Annotated in this window: 14 protein-coding genes and 1 tRNA gene; 4 read left to right on the top strand and 11 right to left on the bottom strand. The window is 36.0% G+C overall.

The features are described 5' to 3' along the window. Positions 1 to 115: 115 nt before the first annotated feature. The 5 genes from B5X53_RS01810 to B5X53_RS01790 form a co-directional block, all read right to left on the bottom strand. Complete coding sequence (locus tag B5X53_RS01810) at positions 116 to 949, bottom strand: class I SAM-dependent methyltransferase (protein WP_079711518.1); 834 nt, start codon at positions 947 to 949, stop codon at positions 116 to 118. Then, positions 949 to 1,449, bottom strand: a complete 501-nt coding sequence (locus tag B5X53_RS01805) for a hypothetical protein (RefSeq protein ID WP_143533229.1) — start codon at positions 1,447 to 1,449, stop codon at positions 949 to 951. The genes B5X53_RS01810 and B5X53_RS01805 overlap by 1 nt, the downstream gene beginning before the upstream one ends. Positions 1,450 to 1,579: 130 nt before the next feature. Continuing rightward, entirely contained in the window at positions 1,580 to 3,451 is a 1,872-nt protein-coding gene (gene mnmG / locus B5X53_RS01800; protein WP_079711516.1) for a tRNA uridine-5-carboxymethylaminomethyl(34) synthesis enzyme MnmG, read from the bottom strand. Between the two features lie 20 nt (positions 3,452 to 3,471). Next, positions 3,472 to 3,903 carry an rRNA maturation RNase YbeY gene (gene ybeY, locus B5X53_RS01795; protein WP_079711515.1) on the bottom strand — a complete coding sequence of 144 codons (432 nt, stop codon included), beginning with the start codon at positions 3,901 to 3,903 and terminating at the stop codon, positions 3,472 to 3,474. Next, positions 3,884 to 7,141 carry a coiled-coil domain-containing protein gene (locus B5X53_RS01790; RefSeq protein WP_079711514.1) on the bottom strand — a complete coding sequence of 1,086 codons (3,258 nt, stop codon included), beginning with the start codon at positions 7,139 to 7,141 and terminating at the stop codon, positions 3,884 to 3,886. Before B5X53_RS01790 ends, ybeY begins: the two co-directional genes overlap by 20 nt. Before the next feature lie 116 nt (positions 7,142 to 7,257). Between B5X53_RS01790 and gltX the strand changes: the two genes are divergently transcribed. Together gltX and B5X53_RS01780 are read left to right on the top strand one after the other, a co-directional pair. Further along, entirely contained in the window at positions 7,258 to 8,775 is a 1,518-nt protein-coding gene (gene gltX / locus B5X53_RS01785; RefSeq protein ID WP_079711513.1) for a glutamate--tRNA ligase, read from the top strand. 228 nt (positions 8,776 to 9,003) lie between these two features. Then, a complete protein-coding gene (locus B5X53_RS01780; RefSeq protein WP_079711512.1) occupies positions 9,004 to 9,966 on the top strand; it encodes an SPFH domain-containing protein in 963 nt (320 codons plus the stop codon). 192 nt (positions 9,967 to 10,158) lie between these two features. Here the strand turns inward: B5X53_RS01780 and B5X53_RS01775 are convergent, their stop codons facing one another. The 4 genes from B5X53_RS01775 to B5X53_RS01760 form a co-directional block, all read right to left on the bottom strand. Continuing rightward, on the bottom strand, positions 10,159 to 10,392 hold the full coding sequence (locus B5X53_RS01775) for a DUF6327 family protein (RefSeq protein WP_079711511.1): 234 nt from the start codon (positions 10,390 to 10,392) through the stop codon (positions 10,159 to 10,161). Positions 10,393 to 10,397: 5 nt separating this feature from the next. Continuing rightward, complete coding sequence (locus B5X53_RS01770) at positions 10,398 to 10,748, bottom strand: phage holin family protein (RefSeq protein WP_079711510.1); 351 nt, start codon at positions 10,746 to 10,748, stop codon at positions 10,398 to 10,400. Positions 10,749 to 10,758: 10 nt separating this feature from the next. Further along, complete coding sequence (locus B5X53_RS01765; RefSeq protein WP_079711509.1) at positions 10,759 to 11,133, bottom strand: YtxH domain-containing protein; 375 nt, start codon at positions 11,131 to 11,133, stop codon at positions 10,759 to 10,761. A gap of 136 nt (positions 11,134 to 11,269) precedes the next feature. Beyond that, positions 11,270 to 12,946: a glutamine--tRNA ligase/YqeY domain fusion protein gene (locus B5X53_RS01760; protein ID WP_079711508.1), complete on the bottom strand. Its 1,677-nt coding sequence runs from the start codon at positions 12,944 to 12,946 to the stop codon at positions 11,270 to 11,272. Positions 12,947 to 13,292: 346 nt separating this feature from the next. On the opposite strand from B5X53_RS01760, the gene folB reads away from it, so the two are divergent. Next, on the top strand, positions 13,293 to 13,649 hold the full coding sequence (gene folB / locus B5X53_RS01755) for a dihydroneopterin aldolase (protein ID WP_075325371.1): 357 nt from the start codon (positions 13,293 to 13,295) through the stop codon (positions 13,647 to 13,649). A 150-nt stretch (positions 13,650 to 13,799) separates the two neighbouring features. Then, positions 13,800 to 13,870 (top strand) — tRNA-Cys (locus B5X53_RS01750). A gap of 136 nt (positions 13,871 to 14,006) precedes the next feature. Here the strand turns inward: B5X53_RS01750 and B5X53_RS01745 are convergent. Together B5X53_RS01745 and B5X53_RS01740 are read right to left on the bottom strand one after the other, a co-directional pair. Next, complete coding sequence (locus B5X53_RS01745; protein ID WP_079711507.1) at positions 14,007 to 14,714, bottom strand: LysE family translocator; 708 nt, start codon at positions 14,712 to 14,714, stop codon at positions 14,007 to 14,009. A 31-nt stretch (positions 14,715 to 14,745) separates the two neighbouring features. Then, the gene (locus B5X53_RS01740) at positions 14,746 to 15,417 is read right to left on the bottom strand and encodes a head GIN domain-containing protein (protein ID WP_079711506.1); all 672 of its coding nucleotides are present in this window, start codon (positions 15,415 to 15,417) and stop codon (positions 14,746 to 14,748) included. Between the last annotated feature and the right edge of the window lie 76 nt (positions 15,418 to 15,493).

Raw genomic sequence — 15,493 nt, 5'->3', positions numbered from 1 at the left:
ATATTTGATTAAAAATGAAGCAAATAAAGGCCCGATACTGCGCTTTTAAAAATTAAAAAGGTAAATGCTTGCTTTATACTCAGGAAAGCTCTTAAATCAGCTTAAAATGTAAATTTCAGCTTTTTTGAAAGAAATATACGAGCGAGGAATACTCTGAAGTGGTTTTCGCTTTTAAATTAGAGTTCAAACCAATATTGAAAGCTTTTATAAAATTTCCTTTTCCGGTTTTATGTTTTTCTGAAAGTAAGCTTACATAAAAAGAATCAAAGACCAGTGGTTTGGTTTGTAGCTTTTGGAAATTATAATTTTTAAATAATTCTGAAATTCCATTTTGGGAAAAATGCCAAAGGTGCCTGGGAACATCATAAGCCGCCCAAAACTCTTTGTAATAGTTTGCATCAAAACTTTTAAAATTTGGAACTGCAATTACCACCACTCCATTTGGTGTTAATAGCCGATGCAATTCTTTAAGCTGAAATTCCAAATCTGGAACATGTTCTAACACGTGCCACATCGTAATTACATTAAAAGAAATATCATCAAAGTATGCTAGTTCCTTCTGTAATTCTATACCTTTTTGAAAGGCTAACTTTCGAGCGTGATCGTTTGGCTCAATTCCCGAAACTTCAAACTTCTTCTCTTTTGCAGCCTCTAAAAAATCCCCGGTTCCTGCCCCGATATCCAAGATTTTATTTCCGTTTGAAACTTGTAAAATCCACTTTAGTTTTTCTGAAAGCATGTATTTTTTTACAGCGCGATAAACTTTATCGGTAATAGATTTTTTTGAATCTGTATGGGAAATATAATCTTCACTTTCATAATATGCTGAAAGATTTTTCGGTTTGGGAAGGGTCTCCAAAATCTCGAAATCGTTTCGCATTTCCAATCGAAATTCTTCTCCGGAAACCAAATGATCTTTACATTTTAAAGGCAAATTTTTATCTGGCATTAAAAGAATTTTTGATCAGGATTACTTCCGGTAAAAGATTGAAATTCATTTCTCATTTCAGATAATTTTTCTAGAATTGGTTTCTGAAAAATAGAATCTTCAGCTAAATGATCAACTCCAGATTTATCAGTGATGGTAATCTCTATAAAAAACTTAAGATCTCCAACCCGGTTTTTTACACCTCCCCCAAAAAAAAGTCCGGTGAGATCCATATATTCCTCCTTATCTGAATAATCAGAAATTGTAATTATAAATTCGTGATTGGAATCTTCTAAAAAACTTGATTTAAAATTCACTAAATCATCCTTCCGATCCAGGCCAAAATAATTTCGAAACCAATCTTTTGTTTTTTGCGGTTTTACAGCACTGCTAAATTTAAAAGAAGTATACTCTGAAAGAGCATCGGGCTGAGCCATTTCTGAAGTATCAATTTCCTTTACCGAATGCGTGGTAATTACACAAGAATCAAACAACCAAAACATCGAAAAGAGAAGAAACATTTTACTGCTTAATCCGAACACAAAAAATGCTGACTTGTTTCTCTTTCCTTTATGCGAATTCAATTTGATGCAGAAATTATTATTAGATATTTTACTCAAAAATAATTTGTTCCACGTGGAACTATTAAAATTATCTCCCCATATAAACCAGCAAAACCGAAATATCATTCGGACTCACACCGCTAATTCTTGATGCCTGGGAGATTGAAATTGGCTGAACCTTATTCAATTTTTCACGAGCTTCATAAGACATAGATTTAATCTTTGAATAATCAAAATCATTCGGAATTTTTACATCCTCCAACCTATTCAATTTATCGGCATTGTTCTTTTCCTTTTCTATATAACCTGAATATTTTACCTGGATTTCGGTTTGCTCCATGATCTCATTATTCAAATTATTCTCCTCGATATATTCTTCTACCCCTGGGAACTTTCTAACATCTTTCATCGTGATATTAGGGCGCGAAAATATCTTAAATATTTTATCGCTTTGTGTCATTAAAGCAGAATTATTGGCCTCCAAAACCGGATTTGAATCTTCGTGAGAAACACTTTTATTCCGAAGGAATTCCACAAAGTTTGAAGACTTCTCTTTCTTCTCTTCCATTTTTCGCATTCGCTCTTCGGTAGCTAAACCTATTTTATAAGAACGTTCGGTTAATCTAAAATCGGCATTATCCTGACGTAATAAAGTTCTATATTCAGCACGGGAAGTAAACATTCTATAAGGCTCTTCTGTACCCTTGGTAATAAGGTCATCTATAAGAACGCCGATATAAGCTTCGTTCCTTTTAATGATGAACTCTTCCTTTTCCTGAACTTTTAACGCGGCATTTATACCGGCCATTAATCCTTGGCAGGCGGCCTCCTCATAACCGGTAGTTCCGTTGATTTGACCCGCAAAATATAAACGGTCAACAAGTTTTGTTTCTAAGGTATGTTTCAGTTGTGTTGGTGGAAAATAATCATACTCTATAGCATAACCGGGTCTAAAGAATTTTACATTCTCAAAACCAGCAACCGAACGTAAAGCTTTAAACTGAACATCTTCCGGAAGGGAAGTTGAAAAACCATTTACATAAACTTCAACGGTATTCCAGCCTTCTGGTTCTACGAAAAGTTGGTGACGATCCTTGTCAGCAAAACGGTTAATTTTATCTTCAATACTCGGGCAATATCTTGGTCCAATACTTTTAATTCTGCCATTAAACATTGGCGATCTTTCAAAACCATCTTTCAGGATTTCGTGCACCTCGGGAGAGGTATAAGTCATATAACAAGAACGCTGCTTTTTTAATGGCTGGGTTTCATCTAAAAACGAAAATTTAGATGGTTCTTTATCCCCTGGTTGCTCAATCATTTTAGAATAATCTAAAGATCTTCCATCAACTCTTGGCGGAGTTCCGGTTTTCATTCTTCCAGATTCAAAACCTACATCAACGAGATCTTTCGTGATTCCGGTTGCGGCTCTTTCCCCAGCTCTACCACCGCCAAAATTCTTATCCCCAATATGTATTAAACCGTTTAAGAAAGTTCCATTGGTTAACACTACAGACTTGGCGCGAATTTCCAATCCTAAAGAAGTTTTCACCCCTTTAAGTTGGTTTCCTTCCATAATAATACCGGCCACCATTTCCTGGTAAAAATCGAGATTAGGAGTCTGTTCCAGTCTAAGTCTCCAATGCTCGGCAAACATCATCCTGTCACTCTGGACCCTTGGACTCCACATTGCGGGTCCCTTAGATTTGTTGAGCATTTTAAATTGAATGGCGCTGGTATCACTAACCAACCCGCTATAACCACCCATAGCATCAATTTCGCGCAAAATCTGTCCTTTTGCAATTCCGCCCATCGCGGGATTACAACTCATTTGAGCAATATTTTGGAGGTTCATCGTCACCAATAAGGTTTTTGAACCCAAATTTGCAGCTGCGGCCGCGGCTTCGCTTCCTGCGTGCCCGGCACCAACTACTATAACATCATATTCATCTTCGAACATAAAATTTCTTCTTTCTAAATTTATTGTTCCACGTGGAACAATGCAATCTTTTCGTCTTCCTTCTGTCGCATTTCCTTGGCTTCACTTTCAGATTTATCTCCATATCCACATAAATGCAAAATACCGTGACTCATCACCCGTTTTAGCTCTTCAGAAAAATCAACATTATATTCCTTAGCATTTTCTGTAACACGATCTGTACTAATAAAAATATCACCGTTCAATTCATTTCCTTCAGAATTATCGAAGGAAATAATATCGGTATACGTATCGTGATCTAAAAACTTTAAATTGATCTTATACAAATAATGATCGTCACAAAAAATATAATTAATCTCTCCAAGCTCTTTCTTCTCCGATTCAATTATTTCTCTGATCCAATTATCAAAAGACTTTTCATCCTCTAATTGAAAATCATTTTCTGAATGAAAATTAATTGTTTGTTCGTTCAAAATAAGTCTTTACTTTTTGTTTATAAATTTCGCGCAAAGGTAAGGTTTGTCTGTTTAAAATTTCTATAGAATTGAAATATTCTTTAGCCTTAATACTTTGATCTTTAGTTGTGTTATCGAACTCTCGCAAATTGGTTTTGGACTCCCGCTTATTATTTTCTCCCTGCTGTAATTTTGCATCTTCAAGTTCCATCAATTCGTGTTCCAATTGTTGCAGCTGCCGAAGGTTTTGAGGATCAAATCCTTTATCAAGAAGCTGTTCCTCCGCCTCCTTCATTTGTTCTTCAATTTGTTTTCCCTGCTGAGAACCCTCCTTCTTATTCAGTTCCTGTAAACGCTGTCTAAGTTCTTGCTGATCTTTATAAATTTCGAACAATTCTTCCATCTCTCCTTCTCCCATTCCTTCTCCGGGTTTCTTACCTTTCTGTTGCTGTTTTTGTTGCTCGCCTTTTTCCTGGAACTCCTTATTGATTCCTTGTTGTTTCTTTATAATATCCCGAAGTTGAAATTCAGAATCTTTACCATCGCCTTTACCCATTTGCGGATTGGCTTGTTGTTGCATCATGGAAAGAATTTCACTTAGCATATAAGCAAGGTCGTTCGCACCGGTTACAACATACTGCTGGCTTGCGGTTCCCTGCGGCAACTCATTTTCGGCAAGACGTTCAAGCGATTTGTTTATGTCAAATTCAATATCGGTCAGACCTTTTGTAATCTCTTCTGTAATCATAGGATTGCTAAGTGCAAGGGAATATAAACTATCATCTATATGCCTGAAATTCTCCCTTAAATCACTTTGCCTTCTAAGCTTGGCAGCATACCCAGGATTATTAATTTCTATACTATTAAAATCATCCAGAAGATCTTCCTGCTGAAAAGAAAATGCAATTAAATTATCTAAAATTTGGCGTAAAGTTTTAATATCAGCTTTTAATTCTTCCCCACTTTGCTGCATAGAAATTTGCTGCATTCTTTGGCTCATTTTCTTCATTTGCTGTGCGGCATTCTTCTGTTTTTCTTTAGCCTTTTCTTCTTCCTTATTTTCTAAATTTTCCTTAGCTTCATTTAGTTCGTTTTTAATACTTTCCTCATCAACTTCGTCACGGGGTAAGCCGGTTGGTTTTCGAAGTTCGTTATTATCCTTTTCCAATTGATTCATTTCCTCCTGAAATTCTTCGAATTTCTCTGAAATCTCCTCTTGTTCATCTAGAGAATTATCATCGGAATTTTCTGCCAATCCCTCTTGCTTCTCCGAAAGTTTATCCAAATCCCTGGCGAGTTTTTGAAGTTTTTCTTCTACATAATATCGCTTGGTTAATTCTAAAAGTTGTTCCAGGTTTCGCTCTTCACTTTGATTTCGTTTAGATAATTCCTCTAACTTCTCCCCCAATTCTTCCCGATTAATCTTATCGGCTATTTCCTGCAATTCCTTAAGCAAAGCTTCATTTTCCTTTAAGCGTTCTTCGTTTCTATCTAAACGCTTCTTTAATTCTTCTTTTTCCGCAGAATCTGAATTAAGTTCGTCCTGCTCTTCTTCAAAACTCTTTTTAAATTTTTCAGAATAATTCCGCATCATTTCAGATTGCTGCTTTTGCCGTTGAATAAAATTCTCAAATTTTTTACGCTGATTATAATCAAGGTTTTCATTCTCCTTCTGCAAGCGGTTTAGCTCATTCAATTCCTCTTCTGAAGATTTAATATCCCTTAAACTTTCACCCAAATTATCTATAGATTCACGTTGTTGTTTTAGCTTCTCCGCTTCGATTTCATCTGCCGTTTTTCTTCGAAAACTAAATGTTGAACTCTTGGTACTTTTTGATCCGTTAACCCCATCGTTATCCCAAAGCTGGAAATAAAAATTATAGGTCTCTCCGGGTTCGAGATCCAAATCACCAGGAAAAGTGTAATGAAATTCGTCAAAAGCAGTTTTGGAAATGGTAATTTCCTGCTTTTTAAGGCTATCTTCTTTATTTTCAATATAATAAACCAGATTTAACCGGTTTAATCCGTAATCATCAGATAGTTTTCCGTAGAAATATTGAGTGCTCTTATCTATGCTATCCAGTTTTTGCTGAATTTCCATTTCCGGATATTCATCCTTAATAACACGAACGGAATAATCTAAAGCTTCAAAGTTTTTAATCGCATTATTACTAGTGCTAACGCGGTAATCCAACCGGGAATAAACAGCTTGTGAATATTGAAAATCTGTATTTTCCGCCGAAATTTTTACCAGGGAATCTTTAGTTGAAAAATTAAGAATATCCGTATTTCTAGTATTAAAATCCCAAGTGATCTTTGTTCCTTCAGGGACATTTACATTTCCGGTTCCGCTCAAACTATCATCTACCTTTCCAATATAATCGGGATAATCAAACTTCATATTAAAATCTAAAAGTTTCGGTACTTTTAGGGTTTCAAGATTATATTCTTCCGAGGAAATTCCGTTGGCACTCAACCTGAAATCCACATCATTTTGAAGACGTTTAAAAGTATATTCAAAGCTTCCGGGAGCGATTTGTTTTAGGAAATAGGTTTGTCCGTTATAGGAAATCTCCGGTTTTTCAGGAGTAATATTTCCTTCAGTTTTTACGAGGATTTTATACTCTGTATTCTCTCGCGCCATCAACGAATCATTCAAAATCAAAAATCTAAACGGCGCGGGCGCTTCAAAAGCCGTATTGTGTTTTGCTAATCGACCTAATGGCGCAGCAACAAGGTTAATATTTCCGGTAACTAAAAGTCCTAAAATCAGGATTAGCGGAAATAATGCATATTTTAAATATTTACTATTCTCTTTATAATCGACCGCACGGGTAAAAGGCACTTTATTTAATTCAGCCGATTTCTGCTCGATTCCAGCCAGTAATAATTCAGATTGATGTGCATCTTTTTTAAGCTGAAGTACATTCAGTAATTTATCGTCTACTTCAGGAAAATGAGCGCCTATAATCTTTGAGGCCTCTTCATCATTTATTCCGTTAGAAAATTTAAAAAGTTTGGTTAGCGGAATCAATATAAAATATCCCAAAAGTATCACCTCTACCCCAACAAAAATCCAGAATAAAAAAGTACGGCTGGCAGGTTCTAACCATAAAAAATGTTCAATCGCTAAAACCACAAGAAAATAAAGCAGCCCAATTGCAAAAAATAATATTAGTCCTTTCAGCAATTTATTCAGGTAAAATTTCCTGATAAACGCCTCCAGTTTTCTTCTAACCTGTTTGTAACTTTCCATAATTGAGGCTTAAAAATACAACAATTTTAGCGGAGTAATTTACCACGGGATTGGTAATCCTCCATTAGGTTTCGTTTAATAAGGTTGTATCTTTGTGTTCAAAAACAAATTTAGATATGTCAGCTAAAGTTCGCGTGCGTTTTGCACCAAGTCCAACCGGCCCTTTGCATATTGGCGGGGTTAGAACAGCTTTATATAATTATTTATTTGCCAAAAAACACAAGGGCGATTTTGTATTGCGTATTGAAGATACCGATCAAAACCGCTATGTGGAAGGTGCCGAAGATTATATTATTGAATCCCTTAACTGGTGCGGAATTCCATTTGATGAAGGTCCCGGAAAAGAAGGTGATTATGGTCCTTACCGCCAGAGCGAGCGTAAGGAAATGTACCGAAAATATGCCGAAGAACTTATTAAAACCGATAATGCCTATTATGCATTTGATACGGCTGAAGAATTAGACGCACACAGAAAAGACCACGAAGAAAAAGGAAAAACCTTTATTTATAACTGGCACAACCGCCAGAAATTAAAAAATTCCCTGGCACTTTCTGAAGATGAAATCAGGGATAAATTAGATGCCGACGAGGATTACGTGATCAGGTTTAAATCGCCAGCAGATGAAAACCTGCATATTAAAGATGAAATTCGCGGTAATATGGACATTGACACCAGTACTTTAGACGATAAAGTTTTGTTTAAAAGTGATGGAATGCCCACCTATCACCTGGCTAATATTGTAGACGATCATTTAATGGAAATTTCCCACGTGATTCGTGGCGAAGAATGGTTGCCTTCCCTGGCGTTACATTTTATGTTATATCGTGCTTTTGGCTGGGATGCCCCTAAATTTGCACATTTACCACTTATTTTAAAGCCACAGGGCAAAGGAAAATTAAGCAAACGAGACGGTGATAAACTAGGATTCCCTGTTTTTCCGCTGGAATGGAAAGATCCAAATTCAGGGGATATTTCTGCGGGTTACAGGGAAGATGGTTATTTTCCTGAAGCAGTTACCAATATGCTGGCCTTTTTGGGTTGGAATCCCGGAACAGAACAGGAATTTTTTAAGCTGAACAAACTGGTTGAAGCTTTTGAAATAAGCCGTGTTCACAAAGGCGGAGCAAAATTTGATCCTGAAAAAACCAAGTGGTTCCAGCAGCATTATATGCACGAAGCCGATGATAAGATAATTGCTGAAAAACTTGAAAAAATACTTCAGCTGAAGGAAATTGAAGCTTCTTCAGACTATGTTTTGGAAGTGGTAAAATTAATGAAAGAGCGTGCTGTTTTTGTAAATGATATTTGGGAACAGGGTTATTTCTTCTTCGTTGCCCCTACCTCATATGATCCTAAAAACGTAAAAAAAGCCTGGAAGGAAGATACTTCAAATCTTATGCAGGAATTGATTAAGGTTTTAAAGGAACAGGAAAATTTTAAAGCAGAAGGTTTACAGGCAAAAGTAAAAGCCTGGATCCAAGACAAGGAAGTCGGTTTTGGAAAAGTAATGCAGCCTTTTAGGTTAGCCCTAGTTGGTGCTATGCAAGGCCCCGATCTTTACGAAATCGCAGAAATGATTGGAAAGCAAGAAACCATTTCCCGTCTTGAAAATGCGATAAAGACTTTGGGGTAATATATTATAATTCTAAAAGTAGGCTGTTTGAAGAGTTATTTTTCGTCCAGCTGAATTTGTTTTCAGCTTCTAACATGTTGGAAATATCATCATAATAGATCCTTAAACAAGTTCAGGATGACGCTTTAAAATCTTTTCAAGCAGCCTATTTTTTGTTTATATCAAAATCAATACAGCTAAGCAAAGTTTCACTATCTTGGGAGAATCAACTTATATCTCTTTAGAATTATGATTAGCTACGTATTTATCCCCATTTTTCTTGTTTTATTTCTTGTTATCCTTTTTAGCGGAATTTTCACCGTTCGGCAGCAAAAAGCGGCTATTCTTGAGCGCTTTGGAAAGTTTAAAAGTATCAAGAATTCCGGGTTACATTTAAAGATTCCTATTATAGACCAAATTGCCGGCAGGATTAATTTAAAAGTTCAGCAATTAGACGTTCTGGTTGAAACCAAAACCAAGGATAACGTATTTGTAAAACTGAAAATTTCAGTACAATTCCAGGTTATTAGAACCAATATTTACGATGCTTTTTATAAACTTGAAAGTCCGTCAGACCAAATTACTTCCTATGTTTTTGATGTGGTAAGGGCTGAAGTTCCTAAAATGATTCTTGATGACGTTTTTGAAAGAAAAGATGATATCGCAATTGCTGTAAACCGTGAACTTAACCAATCTATGCAGGATTACGGTTATGACATCATTAAAACGCTTGTAACAGACATTGATCCCGATGAGCAGGTGAAACACGCTATGAACCGAATAAACTCGGCAGAACGCGAGAAAGTGGCTGCAGAGTACGAAGGGGAAGCCGAAAGAATACGAATTGTTGCCAAGGCACGCGCCGAAGCCGAGAGTAAACGCTTACAAGGACAGGGAATTGCCGATCAAAGAAGGGAAATTGCCCGCGGACTAGAAGAAAGTGTGGATGTACTTAATAATGTGGGAATAAATTCGCAGGAAGCTTCTGCTCTAATTGTGGTAACACAGCATTATGATACGCTGCAGGCCATTGGTGAAGAAACCAACAGTAATCTTATATTATTACCCAACTCTCCCCAGGCAGGAAGTGATATGCTGAATAATATGGTGGCTTCGTTTACTGCTTCCAATCAAATTGGAGAAGCGATGCGCAAGAAAAATGAAGAAATTGAACAGGAAAAAAAGAATAAACCGGATACAAAACGCAGATAATTGTAATCTCAGTTTATACTATACGGGCCAAAATTATTGAATAAAAAAAGGTTTGAAGGTTTAATTTTAATATCAAATGTCATTCTGAACTTATTTCAGAATCTAACATTCTAGAACCTGAAACAAGTCCAGGTTGACGGAGATAAAAAATAAACTCTCAAACCTTTATAATATAATATGCCTAAGAAATCTTTATTTCTTTACTGAAGCGGTTACCTTTTTTAAACCGGTAAGCTTCGTTACAGCTTTAAGAATAAATGCTTTTTGCAAGATAGATCCTGCCATACTTCCCATAAGAGATAAAGGAGACAGGGCACTTTTAGTCCGCTCTATATTCAGTTTAATCTCTTCCTGGTCTATCTTGGTTTGAAGTTTCAGAATTTTTAAATCCCGATCTATTTCTTTGAATGAACTATATTCCTTCATAGCGCTTAATCGTTAAAAAATTTTCTTGAAACTTTTAAAAGCAAAATCTTCTCAATTGGTTTTCTTCCGAAGAATAATATTCCAAGGAATAATAGAAAATAGAATCCGCCTACAATAAAGTAACCGGAACTTGGTGTACCAATAGCCTCGCTGATAAGTATAGCAACAGCTACCGAAAGTAATATTAAGGCAAAAATGAAAAATATACCCAACAATAGACCCTGAACGAGACCAATGGCCCCTTTCATGGCTTGTTTAAAGAATTCAAGTTTATAATATTCGGCATTGCTGTGGGCAAATGCCTTCAAATTATAATTTAGCTCGTCAATACTTCTGGATAGTTTTTCAAATGCCATAAAATTGCTACTATACTACTGCTTTGTTAGGTTTATCTTTAGAATCGCCCCCCTTACCTTCTTTCTGTAATTTGGCGTTTTGTTTTCTAAGCTCTTCTAATTTAGTTTCCATTGCAGTAAGAATATCATCTGCTTTATGACTTGCTGAAGAAAGAGTTTCCTCCAAACGTGCTTCAAAGTCTACACGAGCCTGCTTGGCTTTTTCGGTTAGATTAGAAGAAGTCTCTGTGTACTTTTTATTCAATCTATCCTGAGCTTTTTTAGATTCGTCTTTTAATTTTTTTCGTGTTTTTTCACCGCTATCTGGAGCATATAATAAACCTACTCCTGCTCCAATTGCAGCTCCGGTAATTAATGCTAATAGTGTACTTCCTGTATTTGCCATAATAGTTTTTAGTTAAGTTAATACTAAACCCAAAGATACAAGATGGGTTAAGGCTATGCTGTTAATAACCGGTTAATATGTTAAAATGCTTTACTAAAATATTCTTAAAAAGCCACTTAACCAAATGGATTACAGCTTATTTAATTTTCGCCCAGGAATCCCTCAGCGTTACCGTACGATTAAATATAGGCTGACCTTCCTTTGAATCTTTATCTACACAGAAATATCCTATACGTTGAAATTGAAATTTATCTTGAATTCCTGCTGATTTCAAACTGGGTTCCACATAGCCTTTGATTACTTCTAATGAATCTGGATTTACAAACTCCATATAATCCTTTTCCTTATCGCCATCGGGATTTTCTACGCTGAATAAACGGTCGTAAAGCCTGATCTCGGTTTCTAAAGCGTGTTTAGACGAAACCCAATGCAGGGTTCCTTTTACTTTTCGCATTGATTCTTCGGTACCGCTTCCACTTTTACTTTTAGGATCGTAGGTACAATGAATTTCGGTAATATTTCCTTCGGAATCTTTTACTACTTCTTCGCCTTTTATAATATAAGCGTTCTTTAATCTCACTTCTTTCCCAAGGGTTAGCCTGAAAAATTTTCTGTTCGCGCTTTCCTTAAAATCTTCTTTTTCAATATAAAGTTCCCTTGAAAACGGAATTTCTCTGCTTCCTGCCGATTCATCTTCCGGATTATTTTCAGCTTCCAGCCACTCCTCTTTTCCTTCTTCGTAATTGGTAATTACCAATTTTATCGGGTCTAAAACCCCCATAACCCTTGGAGCGGTTTTATTAAGATCTTCCCTTGCACAAAATTCTAAATGTGCAACATCAATCATATTTTCACGTTTTCCAACGCCAATAGAATCAGCAAATTTCCTGATGGCATTTGGCGTATAACCCCTTCTTCTTAATCCGGAAATTGTTGGCATTCTTGGATCGTCCCAGGATTTAACCACGCCCTTTTCTACCAATTGCATCAGTTTACGTTTACTAACAACAGTATGACTTAGGTTTCTACGGGCAAATTCCCTTTGTTTTGGCTTCAATTCGCCTTCCTTACTCACTTTTTCCACAAACCAGTTGTATAATTCGCGGTGTGGTAAAAATTCAAGGGTACAGAAAGAATGCGAAATACTCTCTATAAAATCACTTTCCCCGTGCGCCCAATCGTACATAGGGTAAATTTTCCAGATGTCTTTGGTACGGTGATGACTTTTATGCAAACAACGATACATCACAGGATCGCGCATTAACATATTTGTTGAAGCCATATCTATTTTTGCCCGTAAAACGTGGCCACGTTCCGGGGTTTCTCCATTTTTCATCTTTGCAAAAAGTTCCAGATTTTCTTCTACAGAACGATTTCTAAACGGACTTTCCTTACCGGGTTCTGTTGGAGTTCCTTTTTGAAGCGCAATGTCTTCTGAAGTCTGGCTATCTACATAAGCCTCTCCATTTTTGATCATTTCCACGGCCCAGTCGTACAACTGTTGAAAATAATCTGACGCATAGCATTCCTTTTCCCATTTAAAGCCAAGCCACAAAACGTCTTCTTTTATGGCATCTACAAACTCCTGCTCTTCTTTTATAGGATTGGTATCATCAAAACGAAGGTTTACAGGTGAATTGTATTTTTCGCCTAAACCAAAATTGAGGCAAATAGAAGATGCGTGACCGATATGAAGATAACCATTAGGTTCAGGTGGAAACCTGAATTTTAGCTCTTCTTTTTTGTGGGTAGTTTGAAGATCTTCTTCTATAATTTGCTCAATAAAATTGAGCGATTTTCTTTCTTCAGCCATAATTTATTAAAATCAAAAACCTCGTAAAAGAGGTTAAAATCAGACATTTATTTTTGAATTCGAGCATGGCTCAAATTATTAAACCCTAAATGGGTATAAGACGCAAAGTTACCAAAAAATAGATCGCCGCACCCAAGCTTTACGCTACAAGAAATAATATATTTTGATTAAGTAGAACTCAAATTTAAATCTCTGAGGAAAATAATAAAATCCAGGGCTGTAAATATTGAATTAAAGCCTCTACCCGCTTATCTTTGTAAACCACTAACGAGTAAGCTAGGAAGCCTGAATAATTTGGGCATTTTTTAATCAGATAAATCTCGATTATCGAGCAAAAAACATTCTTTTGGGAAGTATTAAACTAAAAAATATTAGGGTTTTTGCCTATCACGGCTGCCTTGATGAAGAAGGAAAAATAGGAAGTGATTATCGTGTAGATCTTAAAGTGAAAGGCGATTTATCACATTCTGCCAAAACGGATTCTTTGGGAGATACCATAGACTACGTACATTTAAACAAAATTGTAAAAGAAGAAATGGCAATTAGGTCTAAACTTCTGGAAAACGTAGCCGAACGGATTTTAAAAAGGGTTTTAGATGAAATAATTTTAGTACAAAAAGCTAAAGTTGAAGTTTCAAAAATCAATCCGCCGATTGGAGGGAATGTGGCTATGGTTAGCGTAATTAGAAGTAAATCGCGCTAAATTTTTAGTTTTTAATCTGCAGAAATGAATATTTGAGATACATATTTTTATTATTTTTTAGTTGCTCAAATCTTCCTGAAGTGCCCTGAATTAGTTTTATTTTTTAAACTATAAATTTTTATTACATTTGCCAACCCTTAAATAAAACAGGGCATCGTGGCCGAGTGGCTAGGCAGAGGTCTGCAAAACCTTGTACAGCGGTTCGAATCCGCTCGATGCCTCAAAAAGCTCCCAATTTCTGGGGGCTTTTTTTATTCATAATATTCAGCTTAAAATTTATAAAATTGAAATTTACAGCGGTTCTCCCGAAGTTACGGGACGCCGGCTTATAAATAATTATCAAATCTTTTTTGAATTTCAGTTGGGATTTTCGCGAAGTGTATCGTTGGGAGAAATGGTTTCAATTTGGTTTTGAATACCATTAACCTGGTTAGGAAAGAGTCCCTGGAAAATAAGCATTGCACCAAAAACTATGAGTAAAATACTAATACCTTTTTTCATCAGGTAAATTCGATTAGGTGTCAATTTTCTGTTTAGTTTTTTGGCAAGTAAGATTTTAAAAATATCAAGTACAAGATAAGTACCTAATACACTTCCGAAGAAAACAATTATTCTGTTTTGCTCCATTTCTAACTTTGGACCAAATATGATAATTAATCCCAGCCAGAACCCCAAAACGCCAATATTGATGAAATTCAATAAAAATCCTTTAACTGCTAAACCAAAATAATCGCTTTTACTGAGTTTTCTAATCTCAGGGGTATCATCTTCCTGCCTAAGCACCTTTTTGGTCTGTACAAAGCTCATAACCCCGTAGGTAGCGAGAATCATACCCCCAAAGATAAATAGTGCGGGATCGTCTTTAATGCTGGCGAGTAATTTGGTGGTACTTAAGTAAGCGACAAAAAGAAAAACAATATCGGCTACGATAACGCCTAAATCAAATGCAAAAGCTGCTCTAAATCCTTTAATAGCAGCGGTTTCCAGCAATACGAAGAAGACTGGGCCGAGTAAAAAAGCTAAAAAAAGACCTAAGGGTAGGGCTGCTAATACATCCTGAAACATACAATTGTATTATATTACAAATGTAGACTTTTTAGTTTTTTCTAATTATTTTTCCGCCAAAGAGGGTATTTTGATCTAAGGTTTTTGGATTGCCGTATACATTTACGGTACCTCCAGCCCTCACCTTTGCTTCTACATTTCCGCTGGCAGTAATATCTGCTACGCCGCCGGCTTTTATGCTAATTTGGGTATTTATAGATTTTAAATTTTTAGCGAAGAATTTCCCACCTGTATTAATGTCTATTTCCTGGTCTTCGGTTTTACCTTGAACTTCAATTTCGCCCCCGGTGTTTGAGTCTACATAGAGTTTGCTAAGATTTACATCAGCAAAAATATCAGCACCTTCTGAAGCATTTAAATGAAGTAAATCCTGCTCCAGTTTAGAATCTATTTTTATGGAAGCATTCTGGCGCGCATCAATTTTATCCAGTTTTTTGAACTGAATAGTGATTTGGGTATTATCATTATCCAGAATTTCATCAATACTCATTCGCACTTTTAAAATCCCGTTATCAATTTTGAATTTTACATCAGTTCGGTTTTCACCGGTTATGGTTGCTTTATTCTGGTTTGCTTCTTTTAAAATAACATCCAGACCGTTATAGACCTTAATTTCATTAAAATCTTCTAAATCCTGGGTAAGTTCCTGAGCGCTTAGCAGTCCAACTCCCAGTAAAAAAAGTACAAAAAGATATTTTTTCATCTCTATATATTTTATAATTACGCCTAGCTGAACATATTATATCTTCAAATATTGTATATCCATAAACTTTATCTCC

This window comes from Salegentibacter salinarum (assembly GCF_900168115.1).
In the GTDB taxonomy this organism is placed as follows: domain Bacteria; phylum Bacteroidota; class Bacteroidia; order Flavobacteriales; family Flavobacteriaceae; genus Salegentibacter; species Salegentibacter salinarum.
Note: the sequence above shows the minus strand (reverse complement) of the source record. Positions and strands in the feature narration are given on the sequence as shown.

What these genes read in the sequence shown, in the direction of transcription:
- B5X53_RS01810 (WP_079711518.1), bottom strand. Translation starts at nt 949, where the DNA reads ATGCCAGATAAAAATTTGCCTTTAAAATGTAAAGATCATTTGGTTTCC.
- B5X53_RS01805 (WP_143533229.1), bottom strand. Translation starts at nt 1,449, where the DNA reads ATGTTTCTTCTCTTTTCGATGTTTTGGTTGTTTGATTCTTGTGTAATT.
- mnmG (WP_079711516.1), bottom strand. Translation starts at nt 3,451, where the DNA reads ATGTTCGAAGATGAATATGATGTTATAGTAGTTGGTGCCGGGCACGCA.
- B5X53_RS01790 (WP_079711514.1), bottom strand. Translation starts at nt 7,141, where the DNA reads ATGGAAAGTTACAAACAGGTTAGAAGAAAACTGGAGGCGTTTATCAGG.
- gltX (WP_079711513.1), top strand. Translation starts at nt 7,258, where the DNA reads ATGTCAGCTAAAGTTCGCGTGCGTTTTGCACCAAGTCCAACCGGCCCT.
- B5X53_RS01780 (WP_079711512.1), top strand. Translation starts at nt 9,004, where the DNA reads ATGATTAGCTACGTATTTATCCCCATTTTTCTTGTTTTATTTCTTGTT.
- B5X53_RS01775 (WP_079711511.1), bottom strand. Translation starts at nt 10,392, where the DNA reads ATGAAGGAATATAGTTCATTCAAAGAAATAGATCGGGATTTAAAAATT.
- B5X53_RS01770 (WP_079711510.1), bottom strand. Translation starts at nt 10,748, where the DNA reads ATGGCATTTGAAAAACTATCCAGAAGTATTGACGAGCTAAATTATAAT.
- B5X53_RS01765 (WP_079711509.1), bottom strand. Translation starts at nt 11,133, where the DNA reads ATGGCAAATACAGGAAGTACACTATTAGCATTAATTACCGGAGCTGCA.
- B5X53_RS01760 (WP_079711508.1), bottom strand. Translation starts at nt 12,946, where the DNA reads ATGGCTGAAGAAAGAAAATCGCTCAATTTTATTGAGCAAATTATAGAA.
- B5X53_RS01745 (WP_079711507.1), bottom strand. Translation starts at nt 14,714, where the DNA reads ATGTTTCAGGATGTATTAGCAGCCCTACCCTTAGGTCTTTTTTTAGCT.
- B5X53_RS01740 (WP_079711506.1), bottom strand. Translation starts at nt 15,417, where the DNA reads ATGAAAAAATATCTTTTTGTACTTTTTTTACTGGGAGTTGGACTGCTA.